Raw genomic sequence first — 20,212 nt, 5'->3', positions numbered from 1 at the left:
CATGTCGCGCGTCCTCCTCAGCGGCGGATGCCGGTTGCGAACGGCAGCGTGTTGACGAACGCCCGGTGATGCTCCCTGTCGCACCACTCCAGCTTCAAGTAGCTCTTTCCGGCCGACGCGCGGATCGTGCGCTTGTCACGGGCGAGCGAATCAGCGGAGCGCGAGGAGACCGTGATGTAGCCGACGAGGTTGACGCCTGCCGCACCGGACGCCAGATCCTCGCCGCGCTGGTCGACACGGCCGTGTGCGGCGACGTCGCGCGGATCGATCGTGCGGTTCATCTTCGCCTGCCGGCTCGCCTCGGCGTCGTCGTTGGTCTTCTCGGTCAGCATTCGCTCGATGGCCAGTTCCGTCGGCTCCAGATCCATCGCCACCGAGACCGTACGGATCACGTCCGGGGTGTGAACGAGCAGCGGTGCAAGGAAGTTGACGCCGACGGGCGTCATCGGCCACTCCTTCACCCACGCCGTGGAATGGCACCACGGTGCACGTGTCGAGGATTCCCGCGTCTTCGCCTGAAGATACGTCGGTTCCATCGCGTCCAGCTCGGCAGGCCAGGCGTTGCGCTTCGACATCGCCTGCAGGTGGTCGATGGGGTGATCCGGGTCGTACATCGAGTGGATCAGCGACGCAAGACGGGCCTGGCCGAGCGGCTGACGGACGCGGATGTCCGCCTCCGTCAACCGGGCGCAGATGTCGGTCAGTTCGCGGGCCATGATGATCGCGAGGCCCTCGTCCTTGGTCAGCCTGCGCCCCGAACGGCCCGCGGAGCGCTGCGCCGCCTTCGCGATCGTCGCGCCCTCGGCGGCCAGTTCACGCCCGTAGTGCATGCAGGCGACGAGATACGCCCGGTGCTGCTCGCTGGACGTCGAGACCATCGACTGGAGCTGGTCGTAGGAGTCACGCAGCCAGGCCGAGGAGCGCTCGTCGCCCCGCTGCTCGACGTCCTTGGCGTGTGCGTCCGGGTCGGCGGGCAGCGTACGGGCCAGGATCTGCAGGCGGGTGACGAAGCCGTCGCCGTTCGCCACGTGCTTGAGGAGCGTGCCGAAGCGGTCGACGAGGGCCTCCTGGTCCTCGCTGTCGCGGAGCCCCACGCCGGGCCCCTCGATCTCGATGCACGCCGTGACGGTGCGGCGGTCGGCGTGCAGCAGCACCGCCAGCTCGTCCGGACCGAAGGGCGCCGTGAGCCAGTTGATGCGCCCGACGCCGGGCGGCGGGCCGATCTCCACCTCGCGGCCGTCCAGCCCGATGCCGGCCTCCGCGGCGTCCGAGCGGTACGTGGCGCCGCCCTTGCGCAGCATCCTGCGGTACGAGCGGTTGATCTCGAACCACTTGTAGAACGTACGGCCCTTGTACGGCACGTAGATCGCGGCCAGCGACAGCATCGGGAAACCGACCAGGGCGGGGATGCGGAACGCGAGCACGGGGATGAGCAGGCCGCTCATCATGCCGAGGAACGCGCCCGCGATGATCAGGCCGATCTCACCGGTCTCCCGGTTCTTGCCGATCGCCGCGTTGGGCCGCGCCCGGCCGATCATGTACGTGCGGCGTGGAGCGGCGGCAGTGTGGGACGCCGTCGTCACCTGCGGTCACCTCCGGTACGGTTCCCGCCGCCGTTGCCGGCCGGGCGGGATGGTGCGGAACGGTCGTACGTACGGGGCGCGGGCGGCGCCTTGGGACGCGGGGCGTCGCCGCCGCCTCCGCCGCCACGGGAGCTGTGCGCGGCGACACCGCCGGAGACCTGGCCCGCCGGCTGCTGCCTGGCGCCGCCGCCCTCGCCGCCGGACCCGGACTGGCCGCCGCCTCCGCGGGCGCTGTGCGTGTTGATGCCCTGGCGTACGAGCGCGGCCGGCGAGGAGACGACCGCCGCGGCCGAGCGGGAGGCGGGATCGCGGGAGGCGTTGCGGTGGCCAACGATCTCGTCGCCGAAGCCGGGGACGAAGCGGTAGATCATGGCGCTCGCGAAGATGGCCAGGATGATGATGGAGAGGCCGGAGACGATCGCGGAAAAGGCGTCCGGACCGTCCGACGAGGAGAGCGCCCCCGCCAGCCCGAGCACGATGACGATCACTGGTTTGACGAGGATGACCGCGATCATGATGCCCGCCCAGCGGCGGACGTGGCCCCACATGTTCTTGTCGACCAGGCCCGCGTACACGGCCGTGCCGAGCAGCGCGCCCACGTACAACAGGGCGGCCCTGACGACGAGTTCGAGATAAAGGACGCCTGCGGCGAGCACCGAGATGAGCGAGACGACGATCAGCATGATCGGGCCGCCGCCGATGTCGTCGCCGTTCTTGAGCGCTTCGGAGAACGTGCCGAAGAACTTGTCCGTCTGATCGGACGTGCCCGCCGCGACCACGTCGGTCACCGCGTCGGTCGCCGAGACGACGGTGTGGAGGATCAGCGGTGTGAAAGCCGACGCGATGACGGTCAGCCAGAGGAAGCCGATCGCCTCGGTGACGGCCTCGACGAACGGCACGCCGCGGATCGCGCGCTTGGCGACGGCGAGCAGCCAGATCGTGAGCGTGAGGATCGTCGACGCGGCGAAGACCACGGCGTACTGGCGCAGGAACTCGGGGTTCGTGAAGTCGATGTTCGTCGTCTTGTTGACGAGATCGGAGAGCTCGTCGACGGTCCAGGCGGCGGCTTTGGCGCAGCCCTTGGCGAGGGACGAGAGCGGGTCGAGGGTGCTCGCGGCGTCCGGGGCGCCGCCGCCCCCGCCTCCGCTGCTGCCGCCTCCGCCTTCGTCGTTGGCGTCCTCGCAGACTTCCCTTACGGGGCCGCTGACGGTGGAGCAGGGATCTTCTTCGCTGGGCGGATCCGGTGCTGCGCTCGCGCGGGATGCCAGCAGGATGAGGGCAGCCGGCAAGGTCGCCGCGAGACCTGTCAGTTGAAGCATCCGGTGGCTACGACTAGCGCGCATAGGTGAAGCCTCCGAACTCGTCGACCGCCTTGCTGATCTCCTCGGCCCCTGAGATCGGGCTGTCACCGTTCACGGGAGTCGGGCCGTTCTTCTGCCGGGAGTCGACGACCTTCCAGTCGCCGTCCGTCCACTTCAACTTGAACGTGACGGTGAACCAACTGTTCTTCACCGGCTTGGTCGAGTCCTCCCCGGCGACACCGAAGAGCCCCGAGCACCAGACGGCAACGGTGGCCGCATCTTCGTCGAAGCTCCTCACCGTTGTGCCTGCGGGCATCGTCCGGTTCACGAAGGTCGACCCTGACGGTGCCTTGCCTTCGTCGTCGATGCCGATCTTCTTGTTCAACTCCTCGCTGTAATCCGCGTCGAAGCCCTTTTGCAGCTTGCTCAGTGAGGAGGGGGCGCTGACAGCCTCGACGATCTCGTGACGGTCGTCCTTGCTGAACATCCCGTCACCACCCAGCGCCACCGCGTAGTTCGCCGCCGCGCTCTCCGCGCCCTGTTCGGACTGCGGGAAGCCGGAAGCGATGCCGCCCTTGCCGCCCTCGACCGGCTTCTGCCCCGTCGGCGCCGTCGGCTGCGCCTCGCCGCCCTGCTTGCCGCCGGCGCCGTCGTCCCCGCTGTCACCGCCCTGGTTGGCGAAGGCGATCGCCGCGATCAGCAGGACCACGACACCGACGACGGTGACGACGCTGCGTCCTGGGCGTGCGGGCGGTCTTCCGCCGCCCTCACTGCCCGGGAGCCGTGTGCGGGTCGTGGTGAGGCCGGCCGGGCCGCGGCCGTGGCCTCCGGCCGCGCCCTCGTCGCCCGTACGGTCGCGCTCGCCGTACCCCTCGCCGCCGATGCTCATCCCGGACGTGCCCCCTCGAACCTCATACTCAGTCAACTGTCGTCATTGCATTGTCTCCTCAAACGAAGGTAGCTGTGTCACTGGCCGTACGGGGGGCCTGTGGACAACGGGTGACTGACCGTCTTGCCATGCGGTACGCCTGACGCCCCGTGCATCTCACCAGTCACGTCCGCCTCGTGGCCTCCCCGTCTGCCCCAGGGGCGCATCCCGGGGCGTACGGAGGCGCAGGGGTCCCCATGCGGATACGTGACCGAGTAGTTGTACTCATGTGCACCGCCGTGCCGCCCGGCACCCTGTGCGGGACAGGCAGGAGGTGGAGGAGATGACGAGCAAGGTCGACAGGGCGCGCGTCGACAAACTGCTCACGGAGCAGGACCCGTTCGAGCAGGGGCGCCTCTGACACGGCTTCCGGGCTTCCTCGCCCGCCCCCGCACGGGGCAGCGGTAAGGCGCCAAGTAGATTATGGGGCTGTTGAGTTGGGACGTGCGGAGGTCAGGCGGCCTCGCGCCGTCGACGGGGACGATCAACCACCGGAAGAGAAGTGAACAACGTGTCGCAGCCGCCTCCGCCCGGGCACGGCTTGCCGCCCTCCTACGGTCCGCCTCAGCCGAGCGGCCCTCAGCCGAGCGGTCCTCCGCCTTCGCCGTACGGGTACGGGTACGGGCAGGCGCCCGTACCTCCGCCGCAGGCCGGTCACACCGGAACCGCCGGACACGCCGGTCCGCACGGGGCGCCGCAGCAGCCGTACCCCGCTCAGCAGCCGCACCCCCCGCAGCAGCCGTACGGGCCGTACCCCTACGGACCGCAGCCTCCGGGGCCGGGATGGGGACCGCCGCCTCCGAAGAAGAGCAACGCGGGCAAGGTCGTCGCGATTGTCCTGGGGTCCCTCGTGGTGCTCGGCGGGCTCGCTCAGATCGTCAAGTACAGCGCCTCGGGCAACCGCGGCCCGGATGCCTCGGCGGCGAAGTACGAAGTGAGCATGCCCAGGACGCTGTTGGACGGGAAGTACAAGCTCACCCAGGACATGAGCGACGAGGCCGGCACCCGGAACACGGACCTCGCGGCCGGCGACGAGCAGTACGTGGGGATGTACAGCGGCGGCTCCGGGAAGGAGCAACTCCTCTACTCAGGACTCAACTCCGAGGCCACCGGTGGGGAAGGGTCCGACGACAAGCTCCTGGACGGAATGAGCCAGGCGTCGGGGACGGATGTGGCTGTGCCGCGTCGCGAGATCGTTCCCGCGGGCGGGGACGAACCGCTCACCTGTGAGGTCATCACCAAGTCGCGGGGCGGCGAGGAGCTCACCATCGCCACCTGCGCCTGGAGCGACCCCGGTTCGGTCGCGAGTGTCGCCGACAACAGCCCGGAAACCCTCAGCTCCGACCCGGACGAGGTCGACCTGGAGGCCCTTGCCGGTCAGGTGGACACGATCCGGGACGAGGTGCGTTCGCCTGCCGGGTGAGCCGGTACGGCGGGGGCAGCGGCGCGGGCGACGGCGTGGGGCACGGCGCGGGCGGCGGCGCGTTTCTCAGTCGTCCGCGGCTCTCAGTCCGCAGAGCCCAGGTGTACGCGGCCGGTTGCGTCGACGGACCAGCCCGGGTTGTGGCAGACCTCCCAGATGACGCCGTTGGGGTCCGCGAAGTGGCCGTGGTAGCCGTCGAACACGGGGACTGGCTCGGGTGACTTGACCAGGCGCGCCCCTGCGGCGACGGCGGCGTTCACCACCTCGTCGACGGCTTCCCGGCTTCCCACGTTGTGGGACAGCGTCACGCCCGAAGTGCTGAGCTCGGAGACGGCGCCCGCCACGTCCTCGCGGAACTTCTCAGCGACGAAGAATCCCAGCACCAGCCCCGGACCTGTCTGGAAGAAGACGATCTCGCCCGGCACGTCCGCCAGCGGCTGCCAGCCGAGTCCGTCCCGGTAGAAGGAGCGGGAGGCGTCGAGGTCCGGCGTCGCGAGCGTGATGAAGTGAGTGCGCTGGTCCATGCGGTGAGTTTGGCACGGTTGTGGCGGTGATCCGCCGATGTCGCCCGTGACCTCACCACTGAGGTGGCACAGTACGGCGGACAGGCTCACGGGGCCGGTGTCGACCGCACACAGCACGCACCGCACGCACCACACAGCACACAACGCCCGTACGTGACACCGGACCTGACGCCTAGCCTGACGCGGGACCCGGCACTTTGGCCTGACACCGGATCCGACACGGGCCTGCCGGCCTGGCGGTGAACTCCCCGGTTCCGGTGGCGCGTTGCTCATCCACAGGCTGTGGATATCGTCGGGCGCGCTCAGCCCGGGAAGTCACACATGGCCCGCAGGGATTCGTGGCGCGTCCCGGGGCGTGCCGTCCCCTCCACGATCACCACTTCCTGGCCGTCCTCCAGATGGACGGTGATCTCGTCGTTGAGCGGAAGGTTGCGTGCGGCGAGCGAGCCGGTGCTGAACCAGAAACCGTCATCGAGCCATACGCCCCACACCGGCCGGCAGTGCGGACGGCCGCCCGGACGAGTGGTGGCGATCCAGTAGTTGTGTGCGGCCGCCAGGCGCTGCAGGGCCCACTGCCACGGCAGGAGATCTCCCGGGGGAGCGGGCACACCGAACATGACCGGCGGTGACGCCTCAGGTACCGGCAGAGCATTCATGACAGGTCATCTCCTTCGTCCCCCGGCGAGTTCGGCCGCGGCCCCGGTCGCCGACCGCCGACCGCCGGCTTCCGGCCGCGGGCTTCCGGCCGCCGGCATCCGGCAGCCCGTATCCGGCCGCCGCCCGCAGACCCTCGGCCTCGTCCCGGGCCGGCCGCCTGCTAGAAGCCGACCCGCTCCAGCCAGAAGTCCAACAGCCGTGCGTCGCCCAGCACTTCGACCTCGCCGCTGCCGGGCGGCCGACGGCGGAAGAGGACGAGAAGCAGCTCCGAGAGGGGCCCGCGTACGGCGGTCGTGGCCTTCTCGTGGGCCCGCAGCCAGCTGAACCCCCCGCCTTCGAGACGCACGAGCCACTCGGCCGCGTCCGAATCCGGGGTGTCGGTCGCATGGAGGTGGAGCGTGTCACCGGAGCGGTCCGCGAGGCTGCGCAGCCCGGGCAGCTGTGCCATGGCCTCGGGGCTGGAGGTGAGTTCGAGGAACTCGTCCACGCAGTCGGCCGCCAGGCCGTGCGGCGCCTCGAATCCGGAGCCCTTGGCCAGGGCGGCGTCCGCGCGGTGCACGAGGGTCTCGTGCGTCCTGCGCCGTGCCCAGAAGGACGCACGGTGCTCGCCGGTGAGCGTCCAAGCACGCGAATCCTCGCCGGCTACCCGCAGTTCGTCCGAGACGAGCTGTGCGCTCTCGGAGAGCCATGCGCTGAGCGCTTCCGTGAAGGCCTCGGGGGCGACGGCCGCCTCCGGGAGGTCGGCCGGCCCACCGTAGCCGGGGACGTTCTCGGCGCGGATGAACGAGGTGGCCCTCTTCCGTACGACCTCCGCGGCACGGCGGTGGCCGTTGCCCAGGTGCACTGCCAGGTCCCGCAGGGTCCAGTCCGGACACGTGGGTACGCGGGTGTCGAGCTTGACGCCCTTGAGGGTGTCCCGGAAGAGGCGGGTCTGCTCGATGATCTCGGCGCAGTAGCGGTCGAAGACGAGGGCGTTGGTCATGCCCGAAGCCTATGAGCAGTCAGGACGGGGAGCGCCCGCGCCCATGGCGAAGCGGCTTCGGACTCGTCATCCCGCAGGACCGTCACGCACGCGCGCCCCGCTTCGCCCGCGTGACCGCGACGACCGTCGTGACCGCGACGACAGCCGTCATCGCGACTGCCGTCGTCACCGCGCGAACGCCGTCGTCACCGCTTCCGTGCCAGGGTGACGCCGTCGCGCATCGGCAGCATGACCGACTGCACGCGGCTGTCGGCCGTGATCGTGTCGTTGATCTGCCGGATGGCCCGGTCCGCGGCGTCCTGCGCCGAAGGGTCGACGACGCGGCCGCCGCGCAGGACGTTGTCCAGAACGATCAGACCGCCCTGGCGCATCCGCGGAACGAGCTCCTCGTAGTACGTCGGGTAGCCGGTCTTGTCGGCGTCGATGAAGGCGAAGTCGACGGCCTGCTCCGTGGGAAGAGCGCGCAGAGTCTCCTCCGCGGGGGCGATGCGCAGGTCGACGCGGTCCGTCAGACCGGCGCGGTCCCAGTAGCGGCGGGCGACGGAGGTCCACTCCTCGGAGACGTCGCACGCGAGCAGGCGGCCGTCCTCGCGCAGCCCGCGCGCGATGCAGATGGACGAGTAGCCGGTGAAGACGCCGATCTCCACGGCGAAGGAGGCCTGGGTGAGCCGCACGAGCATCGTGAGCAACTCGCCCTCGTCGTGCGAGATCTGCATCGTCGTGCCCGGCTCCAGCTGATGCGTCTCCTCGACGAGGTCGCGGAGGATGTCGTCGGCGGGCGAGGCGTGGGCGAGCAGATAGTCCTCGAGGGCGGGGTTGATGATGTCCATGCGTTTCCGGGATCCGTCCTACGTGGCGTGAAGGCGTGAAGGCTTGAAGCGGCCCGAGGGCCCAAGTGGCTCCGGCACAGCGGAGATCGGCTCACCGGGCTGGACGGACCTGACCGGACCGGACACGACACCGTGCACCGGGCCCCGCACCTGACCGGCACCGGCACGTACGGGCAGCCACCGGCAGGCGCGCCGGGCCGGCCCCGCGGTGGTGCGGGCCCGGGTGACCGAAGTCACCCGAAGTCCCCCCGTGGGTAGGGCTATACGGCCATCCCGTAGACGATGGTGAAGAGCGTGCCGAGCGATCCGATGATGAAGACGCCGGTGAGACCGGCGACGATGAGCCCCTTCCCCTGCTCGGCGCTGAAGGTGTCGCGGAGGGCCGTCGCGCCGATGCGCTGCTTGGCCGCGCCCCAGATGGCGATGCCCAGACAGAGGAGGATGGCTATGGCCATCACGACCTCGATCATGATCCGGGCCTCGTTGCCGAGCGACCCGAACGGGCCCCAGTCGGGCGCGATTCCGCCGATGATGGTGGTGATATCGCCCTTGTCGGCCGCCAGAAACATGGTGAACTCACCGCCCCATGTCGGAGATTGAACGTGCACTCGGGGAATGAAAGTCGAGTGAGGATGCGGCGCGCCTGTCGGGCACGCCCAATCGGATTCTGTCATGAGTCGGACGGGATGGGCAGTGAACCACGCCCGCATGAGGGATGGTTGAGTGGTGCGGATGCGTGGTGCGGGACGTAGGAAAGTCTGGCTGCTGGGTGTCGGAGGCGGGTTAGGGCTGCTCGCCGGCTTCGTGGCGCTCCTCGTCGTCGGTACGTATGTGGCGGCTGCGCACCTGGGTGCCGGCGGAAGAGCCGTGGGGCTGGCCAAGGGCGCGGTGCCGACGGCGTATCAGAACCTGGTGCAGAAGTGGGGCGCGCTGTGCCCGGCGTTGAATCCGGCGCTTCTCGCGGCTCAGCTCTACCAGGAGAGCGGCTGGCGGCCGGACGCGCAGAGCGGGGCGCAGGCGCAGGGCATCGCCCAGTTCATTCCCGGGACTTGGGCGACACACGGCATAGACGGCGACGGTGACGGCGACCGCGACGTGTGGGACCCGAAGGACGCGATCCCCTCCGCCGCGAGCTACGACTGCAAGCTGGCCTCCTATGTGAAGGACGCGCCGGGCGACCCCACCGAGAACATGCTGGCCGCCTACAACGCGGGCGCCTACGCGGTGATCAAGTACGGCGGGGTGCCGCCGTACCGCGAGACGAAGAACTACGTGTCGACCATCAGGAAGATGGAGCAGAGCTTCGCCTCCACCAAGGGCCGCGTCGATCCGTCCAAGCGGGCCGCGGGTGCCATCCACTACGCGCAGCAGAAGCTCGGAACGCCGTATCTGTGGGGCGGGAACGGCACTCCTGAGCAGGGCGGCCGGTTCGACTGCTCGGGTCTGACCCTGGCCGCGTACAGGAGCGTCGGCGTCCAGCTGCCGCGTGTCGCCAACGACCAGTGGAACAGCGGCCCGCACCCGGGGCGTGACGAACTGCTCCCCGGCGACCTGGTGTTCTTCGGCACCGACATGAACAACTCACGTTCCATCGACCACGTGGGGATCTATGTCGGCGGCGGCCACATGATCAACGCCCCCTACACCGGGGCCAAGATCCGCTTCGACCCGATCGACACACCGAACTACTTCGGCGCGACGAGGCCGACTGCCGACGGGTGACTGCCGACGGGTGCCGGGTCGACAAGTGCCGGGTGACGCGGAACACGTGAACCAACGCGGATGACGGTACGTCACACCCTCGGACAGGTGTGCTGCGGGTGGAACCCGGCAAAGCCGCGAAGTGGAAGTGCAGAAACGTGTAATCATTGCGGGACGGTGAGTAGTCGGTATCCCCTGAGCTGGGAGAACCGGTCACCCTTCGATAACGTCCGGGTGATCGTTCGGTAAGTCCCGGAACGGGCCGGACACCAACTGGCGTTTCCTGTACGGCGGAAGGACACTTCCCGCTTCCGCGGCATTCACGGTCACGGGCCCCGGGGTCACCGGCCCTGGGGGAGCACGGGTTCACGGGGGCCGGCAGCGGCAAGCGATCACGAACAGAGCAGAGCGAGGTCAGCATCACGATGGCAGTTTGGGACGACCCGGACGTCGATCTGCTCTACGAGATCAACGGCCTCGCCGAGTCCGCCCCGACCTGGGCCGACCGGACCATGCAGTACGTCGGCGAGTACGGCATCGTCGCCGGGCTCGTACTGCTCGGGCTCCTCGCGTGGTGGCGCGTGGTCCGCCGCAAGGAGACCCGTGAGGAGGCGGTCACGGCTTCCGCGGGTCTGATGTGGGCGCCGGCGGCCGCAGCGATCGCCGTGCTGGTGAACATCCCGATCAGGGCGATCGTCGAGCGGCCGCGTCCGTTCACCGAGCACAAGGGCCTCGAAGTGCTCATCCAGGGCAAAGGCGACTACTCGTTCGTCAGTGACCATGCGACGCTCGCAATGGCGCTGGCCGTGGGCATCTTCATGGTCCACCGCCGGTACGGGCTGCTGGGCATCGTGCTCGCCGTGCTCGCCGGCGTCAGCCGCGTCTACATGGGCGTTCACTATCCGACGGACGTGATCGGAGGGCTCGCCCTCGGCGCGGCCGTGGCGTTGCTGCTGGCCCCCGTGGCCATGTGGGCCCTCACGCCGCTGATGCGTTCGCTCGCGAACTCCCCGCGTACGGGCGCCGTGGTGTGGGCGGGGCCGGCCAGGCGCGTGGGGCGTGAGGAACGCGGCGACGCCGCTTCGCAACCGCGGGAGGAGGCGGGGGCTCAGGCGTCCGACGGCTCCCGTGCGCATGCGCCGGCAAGTGAGCAGGACGACCGCGACGACCGCGATCTGGCGGCGTGAGCGGGCGAGTACGGGAATGAGCGCCCTGGGCCCGGCGGGCGCAGAGAGTTCACCGGACTCACCGGACTCACCGGACTCACCGGACTCGGCGGGTTCAGCTCGCTCGGCGGGATCGGTCCGATCCGAGCGAAGCGCCTTACGGCCCGTCGGGATTCAGTCTGATCCTTCGAAGCCGTCGGCCCGTTCAGAGGGAGCCGCGGACGCCCCCGGGGTCCGCGCCGTCGATGTCGGCGCCGTCCGTGCCGTCCGTGCCGTCCACGTCCGCTCCGCGGTCCCGTTCGTGCCTCTCGGAGTGGGCCGTCGCGTCCGCGCGTGACATCTCTCTCGCCCGCCGGGCGGGACCGAGCCAGCCGCACGTGCAGCGGGCGTGGCTGAACGCGCCGCGATCCACGGTCGACGAGCGGTGTCCGCCCTGGTCATCGCTCTCGTCGTGTCCGGTTCGATGTCGCACCCGCCAACCGTATCCGTCCCCGTGACGGGCGCCCCCGGCCTGTCGTTAAGGGATCGAATCCCGGAAACAGAACGCTTGTTGGGGGCCGGCAGACCATGGTGGCGCACTGGCTGGGGGCATTCCTCCCAGCTCCTCCCCCACGCGGGCCGCGAGGCCCAGGGGGAGGGTGCGGGCGCGTCCGCGTCACCGTCGCCGCCGCCCTGGCCGTCGTTACGGCGCTGATGCTGGCCACGGGGTGTTCGGAGGACGGCACGACGGCGGCGGGCGACCGGAACCAGGACGGTTCGTCCGCAGGCCCGGGGTCGAACGCGTCGCAGGACGGACGGCGGGGAGTGCACGGAACGGCCGGTGTGTCCGGTTCGTCCGGCACCTTCGGACGGAGCGGTCCGGGCGCGCTCCCCGCGCCTGCCGATCCGCGGAAGGCCGTGCGGGAGGCCGCCGCCGCGCTCGCCGAGTCCGGCACGTCACGGACCCGTACGTCCATGTCGATGGCGAGCGGCGGCACCCGTATCGCCATCGAGGGCGAGGGCGGCTTCGACTACCGCGAGGGCAAGGGCGCCCTCACCGTGCGGCTCCCGGAGGGGACTTCGGGCGCGCGGCCGGGTGAGCGCCGCACGGTCACGGAACTCGTCGTGCCCGGCGCGCTCTACATGAAGAACCGGGGCGCGGGTGTGCCCGCCGGGAAGTGGGTGCGGGTGGACACGGAATCGCTCGCCGACGGGAATCTGATCACCGCGGGCGCGACCGACCCGGTGAGTGCGGCGGAACTGCTGCGCGGCGCACGGAAGGTGACGTACGAAGGCACCGCGAGGACCGCGGGCGGCACGGTCGTACGGCGCTACCGCGGCACGCTCGACCTGACGGCCGCGGCGCGGGCCGCGTCGCAGCACCGGCGCGGGCAGCTGGAGTCTGCGGCCCGCGGTTTCTCCGAGGTGGCCGTCCCGTTTGACGCGCAGATCGATGGGCAGGGGCGCCTCCGGAAGGTTCGGCACCAGTTCACCTTTGCGGGCGGTGCGCCGAGCGGTCCGGACGGGACGAGGTCCGGCACCGGCGGTGGCGCCGCGGCCGGCGCCGTGGGCGGCGGCGGGCACGGAGGTGACGCCGGTGACGACCATGGCGGAGTCGCTGTCGCGTCCACCACGTGGTTCTACGGCTACGGCGCACCCGTGGAGGTCGTGATGCCCGAACCGGATGACATCTACGCGGGAGAGATCGCGCCGTTCTAGGCGTCTTGGACCGGGTTCGCACAGCACGTTCCGGCTGCGGTGACGGGTGCGAAATGGTTCGGAATTGCCATGTGCGGAGGGTGCGCCTGTCCCTACTGTGGGGATACACGAGGAGGTGGTGCGTGTGCCTGGCAGCGTTCCCGGTGTGCCCGGTCGTGGTTCGCGGGGTTCTGTGGTCCAGGATCACGTGGCCCTCGCCGAGATCGAGCTGTGCGGCGAGCTGATGATCGCGGCTTCCGCCGCGGAGGAGGCCGGTGAGGAGCGGTTGAGCCTCGCGCGTATCGACGAGGTGCTCGGCACGGTTCCCGGCGAGGTGGACGAGACCGCCTGGCAGTCGGTGCCGCGGCCGGTGCCGCGGTGCTCCGCGTCCTCCAGACCCGCGCAGGCCGCCCGGTCCACGCATGCGTCGGGGCATCGGAGTTGAGCGGCAGCGGCCTCCGAGGCCCGCGTTCCACCGTGTGTTGAGTCACCGGGATAGGTGTGCCGTCCCGGTGACGGCAGATTCTCCGTCAACGAACGTCAGCAGACGCCTCGCCCATGGAGGCCTCGTGCCTGCGGACGCCTTGTGCTCTACGTGCGCAGCAGACGGGCTATGGCGGCCGTGGCCTCTTCCACCTTGTCGTCCATCTCCGCGCCGCCCTCCTTGGCGGCGTGGGCGACGCAGTGCCGCAGATGCTCTTCGAGCAGCCGCAGGGCGAAGGACTGCAGTGCCTTCGTCGAGGCTGAGACCTGGGTGAGGACGTCGATGCAGTAGACGTCCTCCTCGACCATGCGCTGCAGGCCCCGCACCTGGCCCTCGATGCGGCGGAGGCGCTTGAGGTGCGCGTCCTTGTCCTTGCTGTAGCCGTGTTCGCCGGTGGCCGCGTGCGCGGCGCAGTGGTCGTCCGCACTGCCGTTGCCGCTGCCGGCGGCGCTCGGGATGCCGGAGGCGCCGGTGGTCGTCATGGGTCCTCCGTGGGGTCGTCCGGCGGTCCTGTGAGGGCGTCCGGGAAAGGCCGCCGATGGCCTGAAATGTACGGTGACGGGGCCCTGGCTCGCGTCCTCACCGGGCCGTCTCACCTGCGTAAAATATACCCCTCGTGGGTATATGATAGCGGATTCGGGGAGGGCGGTTCAGGGCACAGTCAGCTATGGGCGACACTGTCTGAGGCCGCCTCGCTGTGGCCGGATGATGCACTTAGCATCAGCGAGACCGTTTCCGATGCACCCCGAGGAACTCCAGTGCGCTTTCGTCTGACCCCCAGGGAGACGAGCTTCTACGACATGTTCGCGGCCTCCGCGGACAACATCGTCACGGGCTCAAAGCTCCTCATGGAACTGCTCGGGGCGGAGTCCTCCGCTCGCGCCGAAATCGCCGAGCGTATGCGGGCCGCGGAACACGCGGGCGACGACGCCACGCACGCGATCTTCCACCAGCTCAACTCCTCCTTCATCACGCCCTTCGACCGGGAGGACATCTACAAGCTGGCCTCCTCGCTCGACGACATCATGGACTACATGGAAGAGGCCGTCGATCTTGTCGTCCTCTACGAGATCGAGGATCTGCCCAGGGGCATCGAGCAGCAGATCGAGGTTCTCGCGCGGGCCGCCGAGCTGACCGCCGAGGCCATGCCGCACCTGCGCACGATGGACAACCTCACCGAGTACTGGATCGAGGTCAACCGGCTGGAGAACCAGGCGGACCAGATCCACCGCAAGCTGCTCGCGTACCTCTTCAACGGCAAGTACGACGCGATGGACGTGATGAAGCTCAAGCAGGTCGTGGACGTGCTGGAGGAGGCCGCGGACGCTTTCGAGCACGTGGCGAACACGGTCGAGACCATCGCGGTCAAGGAGTCCTGACCCCCTGTGGACACGTTCGCTCTGGTCGTGACCATCGGGGTCGCGCTCTTCTTCACGTACACCAACGGCTTCCACGACTCGGCGAACGCCATCGCCACATCCGTCTCCACGCGTGCCCTGACGCCGCGCGCCGCGCTGGCCATGGCCGCCGTGATGAACCTCGCGGGCGCCTTCCTCGGCAGCGGGGTCGCGGAGACGGTGAGCAAGGGCCTGATCGAGACGCCCACCGGGCAGAACGGGATGGCGATCCTCTTCGCCGCCCTGGCCGGCGCCATCGTGTGGAACCTGATCACCTGGTACTTCGGGCTTCCGTCCTCCTCCTCCCACGCGCTCTTCGGCGGCATGGTCGGTGCCGCGCTGGCCGGCGGCACGGCGGTCATCTGGACCGGCGTCGTCGAGAAGGTCGTACTGCCGATGTTCATCTCGCCGCTGGTCGGGATGGGAGCCGGCTATCTGGTGATGTGCGCGATCCTCTGGATGTTCCGGCGTTCCAATCCGCACCGGGCGAAGCGTGGATTCCGTATAGCGCAGACGGTCTCCGCGGCGGGCATGGCACTCGGCCACGGTCTGCAGGACGCGCAGAAGACGATGGGCATCGTTGTGATGGCCCTGACCATCGCGGACGTCCAGGAGGACAAAGGCATCCCGCTGTGGGTCAAGATCGCCTGCGCGACGATGCTTTCGCTCGGTACGTACGCCGGCGGCTGGCGCATCATGCGGACGCTGGGGCGCCGGATCATCGAACTCGACCCGCCGCAGGGCTTCGCCGGGGAGACCACGGCGGCGTCCGTGATGTACACGGCGTCGTTCATCTTCGACGCGCCGATCTCGACGACGCACGTCATCACCTCGGCGATCATGGGTGTCGGGGCGACGAAACGTGTCTCCGCGGTGCGTTGGGGCGTCGCGAGGGGCATCGTCATGGGGTGGTTCATCACGATGCCCGCCGCGGCCCTCGTGGCGGGCCTCTGTTACGGGGTCATCCTGCTCTTCTTCGGCTGACGCGCCGCTTCCGCGGCTCACGTGCCGCCGCGGCGCGTGAAACATGTGCGGGCTCGCCCCCGGTGGTGTCGGGGGCGAGCCCGCCGCCTTGCGGTGGCACCGCCATGCAGCACCGCGAGGCTGTATGAACGGCAGCCGGTCTGCCGGAGACGGTTCAGCCGAAGCGGCCGGAGATGTAGTCCTCCGTCGCCTGGACCGAGGGGTTGGAGAAGATCCGCTCGGTGTCGTCGATCTCGATGAGCTTGCCGGGCTCGCCGACCGCCGCGAGGTTGAAGAAGGCCGTACGGTCCGAAACCCGCGCCGCCTGCTGCATGTTGTGAGTGACGATGACGATCGTGAACTTCGACTTCAGGTCCGCGATGAGGTCCTCGATCGCCAGCGTCGAGATGGGGTCGAGCGCCGAGCAGGGCTCGTCCATCAGCAGCACCTGCGGCTCCACGGCTATGGCGCGGGCGATGCACAGGCGCTGCTGCTGACCGCCGGAGAGGCCCGAACCGGGCTTGTTCAGGCGGTCCTTGACCTCGTTCCAGAGGTTGGCGCCCTTGAGGGAACGCTCGACGGTCTCGTCCAGCTCCCGCTTCTTCTTCTGGCCGTTCAGGCGCAGGCCGGCGGCGACGTTGTCGTAGATGGACATCGTCGGGAAGGGGTTGGGGCGCTGGAAGACCATGCCGATCGTGCGGCGTACGGACACGGGGTCGACCTGCGGGCCGTACAGATCCTCGGAGTCCAGCATCACCTTGCCGTCGACGCGGCCGCCGGGGGTGACCTCGTGCATGCGGTTGAGGGTGCGCAGGAAGGTGGACTTGCCGCAGCCGGAGGGGCCGATGAAGGCCGTGACGGAGCGGGGTTCGACGCTCATGGAGATGTCGTCGATGGCCCGGTGCGAGCCGTAGAAGGCTGTCAGGCCGCTGACGTCGATGCGCTTGGCCATGGTGTCAGTCGCTTTCTGAGTGCGGGGAGTACGAGAAGTTCGGGGCGTTCGCGCGTACGGGCACGGATGCGCGCACGGGTGCGGACGCGGACGCGGGCGCGGTCGCAGGCGTTGGTGCGGACGCGGCGGGGGGCATCAACGGCCTCCCGCCTTGGGCGCCTTCCAGCGGGCGATGCCGCGTGCCAGCAGGTTGAGCAGCATCACGAAGGCGATGAGCGTGAGCGCTCCGGCCCAGGCCCGGTCGATGCTCGCCGCGTTGCCGAGCTTGTACTGGTTCCAGACGTACAGCGGCAGGGACTCCTGCGCGCCCGAGAACGGGTTCGGGTTGATGAGCGTGTTGCCGAAGACGAGCAGCATGACGGGCGCGGTCTCGCCCGTGATGCGCGCGACCGCGAGCATCACGCCGGTCGTGATGCCGCCGATGGACGTGGGGATCACGACCTTGAGGATCGTGAGCCACTTCGGCACGCCGAGCGCCAGTGACGCCTCGCGCAGCTCGTTCGGTACGAGCTTGAGCATCTCCTCGGTGGAACGTACGACGACCGGCATCATCAGGATCGCCAGTGCCATCGCGCCGGCGAATCCGGACGGGCCGAAGCCGAGCCCCAGGTTCCAGAAGGCGAGGACGAACAGGCCCGCGACGATGGACGGGATGCCCGTCATGACGTCCACGAAGAACGTGACGGCGCGGGCGAGGCGGCCACGCCCGTACTCGACGAGGTAGACCGCGGTGAGCAGGCCGACGGGTGCCGCGATGAGCGTGGCGATGCCGACCTGTTCGAGGGTGCCGAGCAGGGCGTGGTAGACGCCGCCGCCCTCCTCGAGGTTGGTCATCCCGCCCATGGAGTGGGAGAGGAAGTATCCGTCCAGGAGCTTCGCGCCGCGGCTGATCGTCGTCCACGCGAGGGAGACCAGCGGTACGACGGCGACGGCGAAGCAGACCCAGATGACGCTGGTGGCCACCTTGTCGCGCGCCTGCCGGCGGTCCTCGACGAGTGCGGTCACCCCGTAGGTGATCGCGACGAACAACAGGGCGCCGATCAGGCCCCATTGGATGCGGCTCTGCCAGCCCGCGGCGTTGCCGATTCCGATGCCGAGCCCGGCCGAGACCAGGGCGACGGCGATGGGGGACCAGCGGGGCAGACGGCGGCGCGCAAGGGCCGGAGAGGACGGCGGCGGGTCGGTGACCTGCGGCTTTTCCAGGACTGTATTGCTCATGCGTTGGCCCCCGAGTACTCCTTGCGGCGCGCGATGATCCAGCGGGCCGCGCCGTTGACGAGCAGGGTGATGACGAAGAGGACGAGGCCGGAGGCGATCAGTGCGTCACGGCCGAAGTCGTCCGCCTCGTTGAACTTCGCGGCGATGTTCTGCGCGAAGGTCCCGCTCCCGGGGTCGAGGATGTGCCAGGTGAAGAGGAATCCGGGGGAGAGGACGGTGGCCACGGCCATCGTCTCGCCCAGCGCACGCCCGAGGCCGAGCATCGAGGCGGAGATGATGCCGGAGCGGCCGAAGGGGAGCACCGAGGTGCGGATGGTCTCCCAGCGGGTCGCGCCCAGGGCGAGAGCCGCCTCCTCGTACATCTTCGGTGCCTGCAGGAAGACTTCGCGGGAGACGTTGGTGATGATCGGCAGGATCATGATCGCGAGCAGGATGCCGACCGTGAAGATCGAGCGGGCCGGGCTGCCCGGGTTCGACATCTCGAACACCGTCGTCCAGCCGAAGAACTGGTCGAGCCAGCGTGTGAGCCCGTCGAGGTACGGGACGAGGAAGAGCGCGCCCCAGAGGCCGTAGATGATCGAGGGCACGGCGGCCAGCAGGTCGATCACGTAGCCGAGCGGGGAGGCGATCTTGCGGGGTGCGTAGTGCGAGATGAACAGGGCGATGCCGACCGCGACGGGCACCGCGATGACCATCGCGATGACCGAGCTGACGACGGTGCCGAACGCGAGGATGCCGATGCCGAAGGCCGGCGGGTCGCCCTGCGGGTTCCATTCGAAGGCGGTCAGGAAGTTGACCGAGTTCTGGGACACGGCGATCGACGCGCGGTAGGCGAGGAACCCGGCTATCGCGGCCATGATCACGAGCAGCGTGATGCCGGAGCCGCGGGAGAGGCCGCGGAAGATCCTGTCGCCGGGACGTACTGCGTTGCCCTTGATGGGGGCGGGGGCCGGGCCGCCCGCGCCCGCGCCGCTGCCGTCGGCCGGTGGGCCGGTGGGCGGCGGTGCCTTCTCGGATGTGCTGGTGGTGTCCATGATGTCTCCGGTCTGGTCGGGGACGGTTCCCCTGGCGGCGGTGCACCGGATGGGTTGCTGGTGTCGGGTGGGTTTCTGTCAGCCGGCCTGCGGGCCGGTGGCCCTGTGGCCCCGGTCCGTACGGCCGGCCGGCCGTACGGGTGGGAGACGGACGGACGTGGCGCGGGGCCGGCCCGGCGGGCCGGGCCGGCCGTTCACGCGTCGTGCGCCGTGGCCGTCGCTGTGGCCTTGGCTGCGGTGGTCAGGACAGCTCCGGGATGGTGCTGCGGACCTTCTTCGCGACCTCTTCGGGCAGCGGGGCGTAGCCGAGCTTCGAGAGCTCCTTCTGGCCGTCCTCGCTGGCGGTGTAGGTCAGGAAGGACTTGGTGGCGTCGAGCGTCTTGCTCTTGTTGCCCTTGTCGCAGGCGATCTCGTAGGTGACGAGGATGATCGGGTAGGCCCCCTCGGCCTTGGTGTCGTAGTTCAGGTCGAGGGCCAGGTCCTTGCCCTTGCCGGCGACCTTGGCGTCGGCGATGGCCTTGGAGGCGTTCTCCGAGGTGGGGTCGACGGGCTCGCCGGCGCCGGTGTCGATCTTGACGCTGTCGAGGTTGTTCGCGGTGGCGTAGGACAGCTCGAAGTAGCCGATGGCGCCCTCGGTCTGCTTCACCTGCTGCGCGATTCCGGCGGAGCCGGACGCACCCTGGCCGCCCTTGGCGGGCCAGGACTTCTCGTCCGGGTACTTCCAGTCGTCCTTGGCGGCGGTGCCCAGGTACTTGCCCAGGTTCTGCGTCGTGCCCGACTCGTCGGAGCGGTGGAAGGCCTGGACGTCGGTGCTGGGCAGCTTCGCGTCAGGGTTGAGCTTCTTGATCTCCGGGTCGTTCCACTTCTTGATCTTCCCGTCGAAGATCTTGGCGACCGTGGACGCGTCCAGGGCGAGGTCCTTCACGCCCGGGAGGTTGTACGAGATCGCGATGGGGCCGCCGAGCATGGGCAGGTTGATGCCCTGGCCGCCCTTGCAGATCTTCTTGGACTTGGCGACCTCTTCCGGCTTCAACGCGGAGTCGGAGCCTGCGAAGGCGGTGGTGCCCTGCAGCCACTCCTCGATACCGCCGCCGGAGCCGATGTCCTTGTAGTTGATCTGCGTCTTCTTGCAGGCCGTCTGGTAGTTCTTCACCCAGGCGTCCACGGCGTTCTTCTGGGCCGAGGAGCCGGACGCGAGCAGCTTGCCCTCGCCGTCGCACTTGATGTTCTTGGCCGCCTGCTGGGCGTCCTTGCTGGTGTTGGTGTCCGAGCCGCAGGCGGTGAGTACCAGGGCGCCGGAGACCGCGACGGCGCCGAGAGCGAGGGCGCGCAGTCGGTTCGTGCGCTGAAGCATCACTTCGTTCGGTTCCTTCCTGGAGCCCGCCGTTGGGG

Annotated in this window: 21 protein-coding genes; 7 read left to right on the top strand and 14 right to left on the bottom strand. The window is 69.4% G+C overall.

Translation table 11 applies throughout. The features are described from left to right. Nucleotides 1-17: 17 nt before the first annotated feature. The 3 genes from AN215_RS10290 to AN215_RS10280 are packed head-to-tail and all read right to left on the bottom strand — an operon-like array spanning nucleotide 18 to nucleotide 3,773. Nucleotides 18-1,583 carry an SCO6880 family protein gene (locus AN215_RS10290; protein ID WP_070012909.1) on the bottom strand — a complete coding sequence of 522 codons (1,566 nt, stop codon included), beginning with the start codon at nucleotides 1,581-1,583 and terminating at the stop codon, nucleotides 18-20. Beyond that, entirely contained in the window at nucleotides 1,580-2,926 is a 1,347-nt protein-coding gene (locus tag AN215_RS10285; protein WP_070012910.1) for a hypothetical protein, read from the bottom strand. The genes AN215_RS10290 and AN215_RS10285 overlap by 4 nt, the downstream gene beginning before the upstream one ends. After that, nucleotides 2,916-3,773, bottom strand: a complete 858-nt coding sequence (locus tag AN215_RS10280; RefSeq protein ID WP_070012911.1) for a DUF8175 domain-containg protein — start codon at nucleotides 3,771-3,773, stop codon at nucleotides 2,916-2,918. Before AN215_RS10280 ends, AN215_RS10285 begins: the two co-directional genes overlap by 11 nt. Nucleotides 3,774-4,323: 550 nt before the next feature. On the opposite strand from AN215_RS10280, the gene AN215_RS10275 reads away from it, so the two are divergent. After that, nucleotides 4,324-5,235 (top strand): hypothetical protein, encoded by a 912-nt coding sequence (locus AN215_RS10275; RefSeq protein WP_139140715.1) that lies wholly within the window; start codon nucleotides 4,324-4,326, stop codon nucleotides 5,233-5,235. Nucleotides 5,236-5,318: 83 nt separating this feature from the next. Here the strand turns inward: AN215_RS10275 and AN215_RS10270 are convergent, their stop codons facing one another. The 5 genes from AN215_RS10270 to AN215_RS10250 all read right to left on the bottom strand — a co-directional run bounded on the left by AN215_RS10270 (nucleotide 5,319) and on the right by AN215_RS10250 (nucleotide 8,797). Continuing rightward, on the bottom strand, nucleotides 5,319-5,759 hold the full coding sequence (locus AN215_RS10270; protein ID WP_070012913.1) for a VOC family protein: 441 nt from the start codon (nucleotides 5,757-5,759) through the stop codon (nucleotides 5,319-5,321). A gap of 302 nt (nucleotides 5,760-6,061) precedes the next feature. Next, nucleotides 6,062-6,415 (bottom strand): pyridoxamine 5'-phosphate oxidase family protein, encoded by a 354-nt coding sequence (locus tag AN215_RS10265; RefSeq protein WP_070012914.1) that lies wholly within the window; start codon nucleotides 6,413-6,415, stop codon nucleotides 6,062-6,064. A gap of 161 nt (nucleotides 6,416-6,576) precedes the next feature. After that, nucleotides 6,577-7,398: a maleylpyruvate isomerase family mycothiol-dependent enzyme gene (locus AN215_RS10260; protein ID WP_070012915.1), complete on the bottom strand. Its 822-nt coding sequence runs from the start codon at nucleotides 7,396-7,398 to the stop codon at nucleotides 6,577-6,579. Nucleotides 7,399-7,583: 185 nt separating this feature from the next. Next, the gene (locus tag AN215_RS10255) at nucleotides 7,584-8,228 is read right to left on the bottom strand and encodes an O-methyltransferase (protein WP_070012916.1); all 645 of its coding nucleotides are present in this window, start codon (nucleotides 8,226-8,228) and stop codon (nucleotides 7,584-7,586) included. Between the two features lie 260 nt (nucleotides 8,229-8,488). Then, nucleotides 8,489-8,797, bottom strand: coding sequence for a DUF8827 family protein (locus AN215_RS10250; protein WP_028429910.1), 309 nt, complete (start codon nucleotides 8,795-8,797; stop codon nucleotides 8,489-8,491). Nucleotides 8,798-8,960: 163 nt separating this feature from the next. Here AN215_RS10250 and AN215_RS10245 point away from each other — a divergent pair, with 163 nt between their 5' ends. Beyond that, nucleotides 8,961-9,950, top strand: coding sequence for a C40 family peptidase (locus tag AN215_RS10245; protein ID WP_070013838.1), 990 nt, complete (start codon nucleotides 8,961-8,963; stop codon nucleotides 9,948-9,950). A gap of 404 nt (nucleotides 9,951-10,354) precedes the next feature. Then, nucleotides 10,355-11,116, top strand: a complete 762-nt coding sequence (locus AN215_RS10240) for a phosphatase PAP2 family protein (RefSeq protein WP_070012917.1) — start codon at nucleotides 10,355-10,357, stop codon at nucleotides 11,114-11,116. 184 nt (nucleotides 11,117-11,300) lie between these two features. Here the strand turns inward: AN215_RS10240 and AN215_RS28520 are convergent, their stop codons facing one another. Then, nucleotides 11,301-11,567, bottom strand: coding sequence for a hypothetical protein (locus AN215_RS28520; protein WP_070012918.1), 267 nt, complete (start codon nucleotides 11,565-11,567; stop codon nucleotides 11,301-11,303). A gap of 350 nt (nucleotides 11,568-11,917) precedes the next feature. On the opposite strand from AN215_RS28520, the gene AN215_RS10235 reads away from it, so the two are divergent. Further along, complete coding sequence (locus AN215_RS10235; RefSeq protein ID WP_245694378.1) at nucleotides 11,918-12,793, top strand: SCO4651 family lipoprotein; 876 nt, start codon at nucleotides 11,918-11,920, stop codon at nucleotides 12,791-12,793. Nucleotides 12,794-12,938: 145 nt separating this feature from the next. Then, entirely contained in the window at nucleotides 12,939-13,217 is a 279-nt protein-coding gene (locus tag AN215_RS10230) for a hypothetical protein (protein ID WP_070012920.1), read from the top strand. 146 nt (nucleotides 13,218-13,363) lie between these two features. On the opposite strand, the gene AN215_RS10225 is transcribed toward AN215_RS10230, so the two are convergent. Continuing rightward, nucleotides 13,364-13,738, bottom strand: coding sequence for a metal-sensitive transcriptional regulator (locus AN215_RS10225; protein WP_070012921.1), 375 nt, complete (start codon nucleotides 13,736-13,738; stop codon nucleotides 13,364-13,366). Between the two features lie 276 nt (nucleotides 13,739-14,014). On the opposite strand from AN215_RS10225, the gene AN215_RS10220 reads away from it, so the two are divergent. Then, nucleotides 14,015-14,635, top strand: coding sequence for a DUF47 domain-containing protein (locus AN215_RS10220; protein ID WP_070012922.1), 621 nt, complete (start codon nucleotides 14,015-14,017; stop codon nucleotides 14,633-14,635). A gap of 6 nt (nucleotides 14,636-14,641) precedes the next feature. Then, nucleotides 14,642-15,637, top strand: a complete 996-nt coding sequence (locus AN215_RS10215; protein ID WP_070012923.1) for an inorganic phosphate transporter — start codon at nucleotides 14,642-14,644, stop codon at nucleotides 15,635-15,637. Nucleotides 15,638-15,791: 154 nt separating this feature from the next. Here AN215_RS10215 and pstB read toward each other — a convergent pair whose 3' ends face one another. The 4 genes from pstB to pstS form a co-directional block, all read right to left on the bottom strand. Then, nucleotides 15,792-16,568: a phosphate ABC transporter ATP-binding protein PstB gene (pstB, locus tag AN215_RS10210; protein ID WP_070012924.1), complete on the bottom strand. Its 777-nt coding sequence runs from the start codon at nucleotides 16,566-16,568 to the stop codon at nucleotides 15,792-15,794. A gap of 135 nt (nucleotides 16,569-16,703) precedes the next feature. Then, nucleotides 16,704-17,786, bottom strand: coding sequence for a phosphate ABC transporter permease PstA (pstA, locus tag AN215_RS10205; protein ID WP_070012925.1), 1,083 nt, complete (start codon nucleotides 17,784-17,786; stop codon nucleotides 16,704-16,706). Beyond that, nucleotides 17,783-18,820, bottom strand: coding sequence for a phosphate ABC transporter permease subunit PstC (gene pstC, locus AN215_RS10200; protein ID WP_079122868.1), 1,038 nt, complete (start codon nucleotides 18,818-18,820; stop codon nucleotides 17,783-17,785). Before pstC ends, pstA begins: the two co-directional genes overlap by 4 nt. A gap of 241 nt (nucleotides 18,821-19,061) precedes the next feature. Beyond that, the gene (gene pstS / locus AN215_RS10195; RefSeq protein ID WP_070012926.1) at nucleotides 19,062-20,177 is read right to left on the bottom strand and encodes a phosphate ABC transporter substrate-binding protein PstS; all 1,116 of its coding nucleotides are present in this window, start codon (nucleotides 20,175-20,177) and stop codon (nucleotides 19,062-19,064) included. Nucleotides 20,178-20,212: the final 35 nt, after the last annotated feature.

The sequence above is a fragment of the Streptomyces abyssalis genome (assembly GCF_001751365.1).
Taxonomy (GTDB): Bacteria; Actinomycetota; Actinomycetes; order Streptomycetales; family Streptomycetaceae; genus Streptomyces; species Streptomyces abyssalis.
This window is presented reverse-complemented; position numbering and strand designations above follow the sequence as displayed.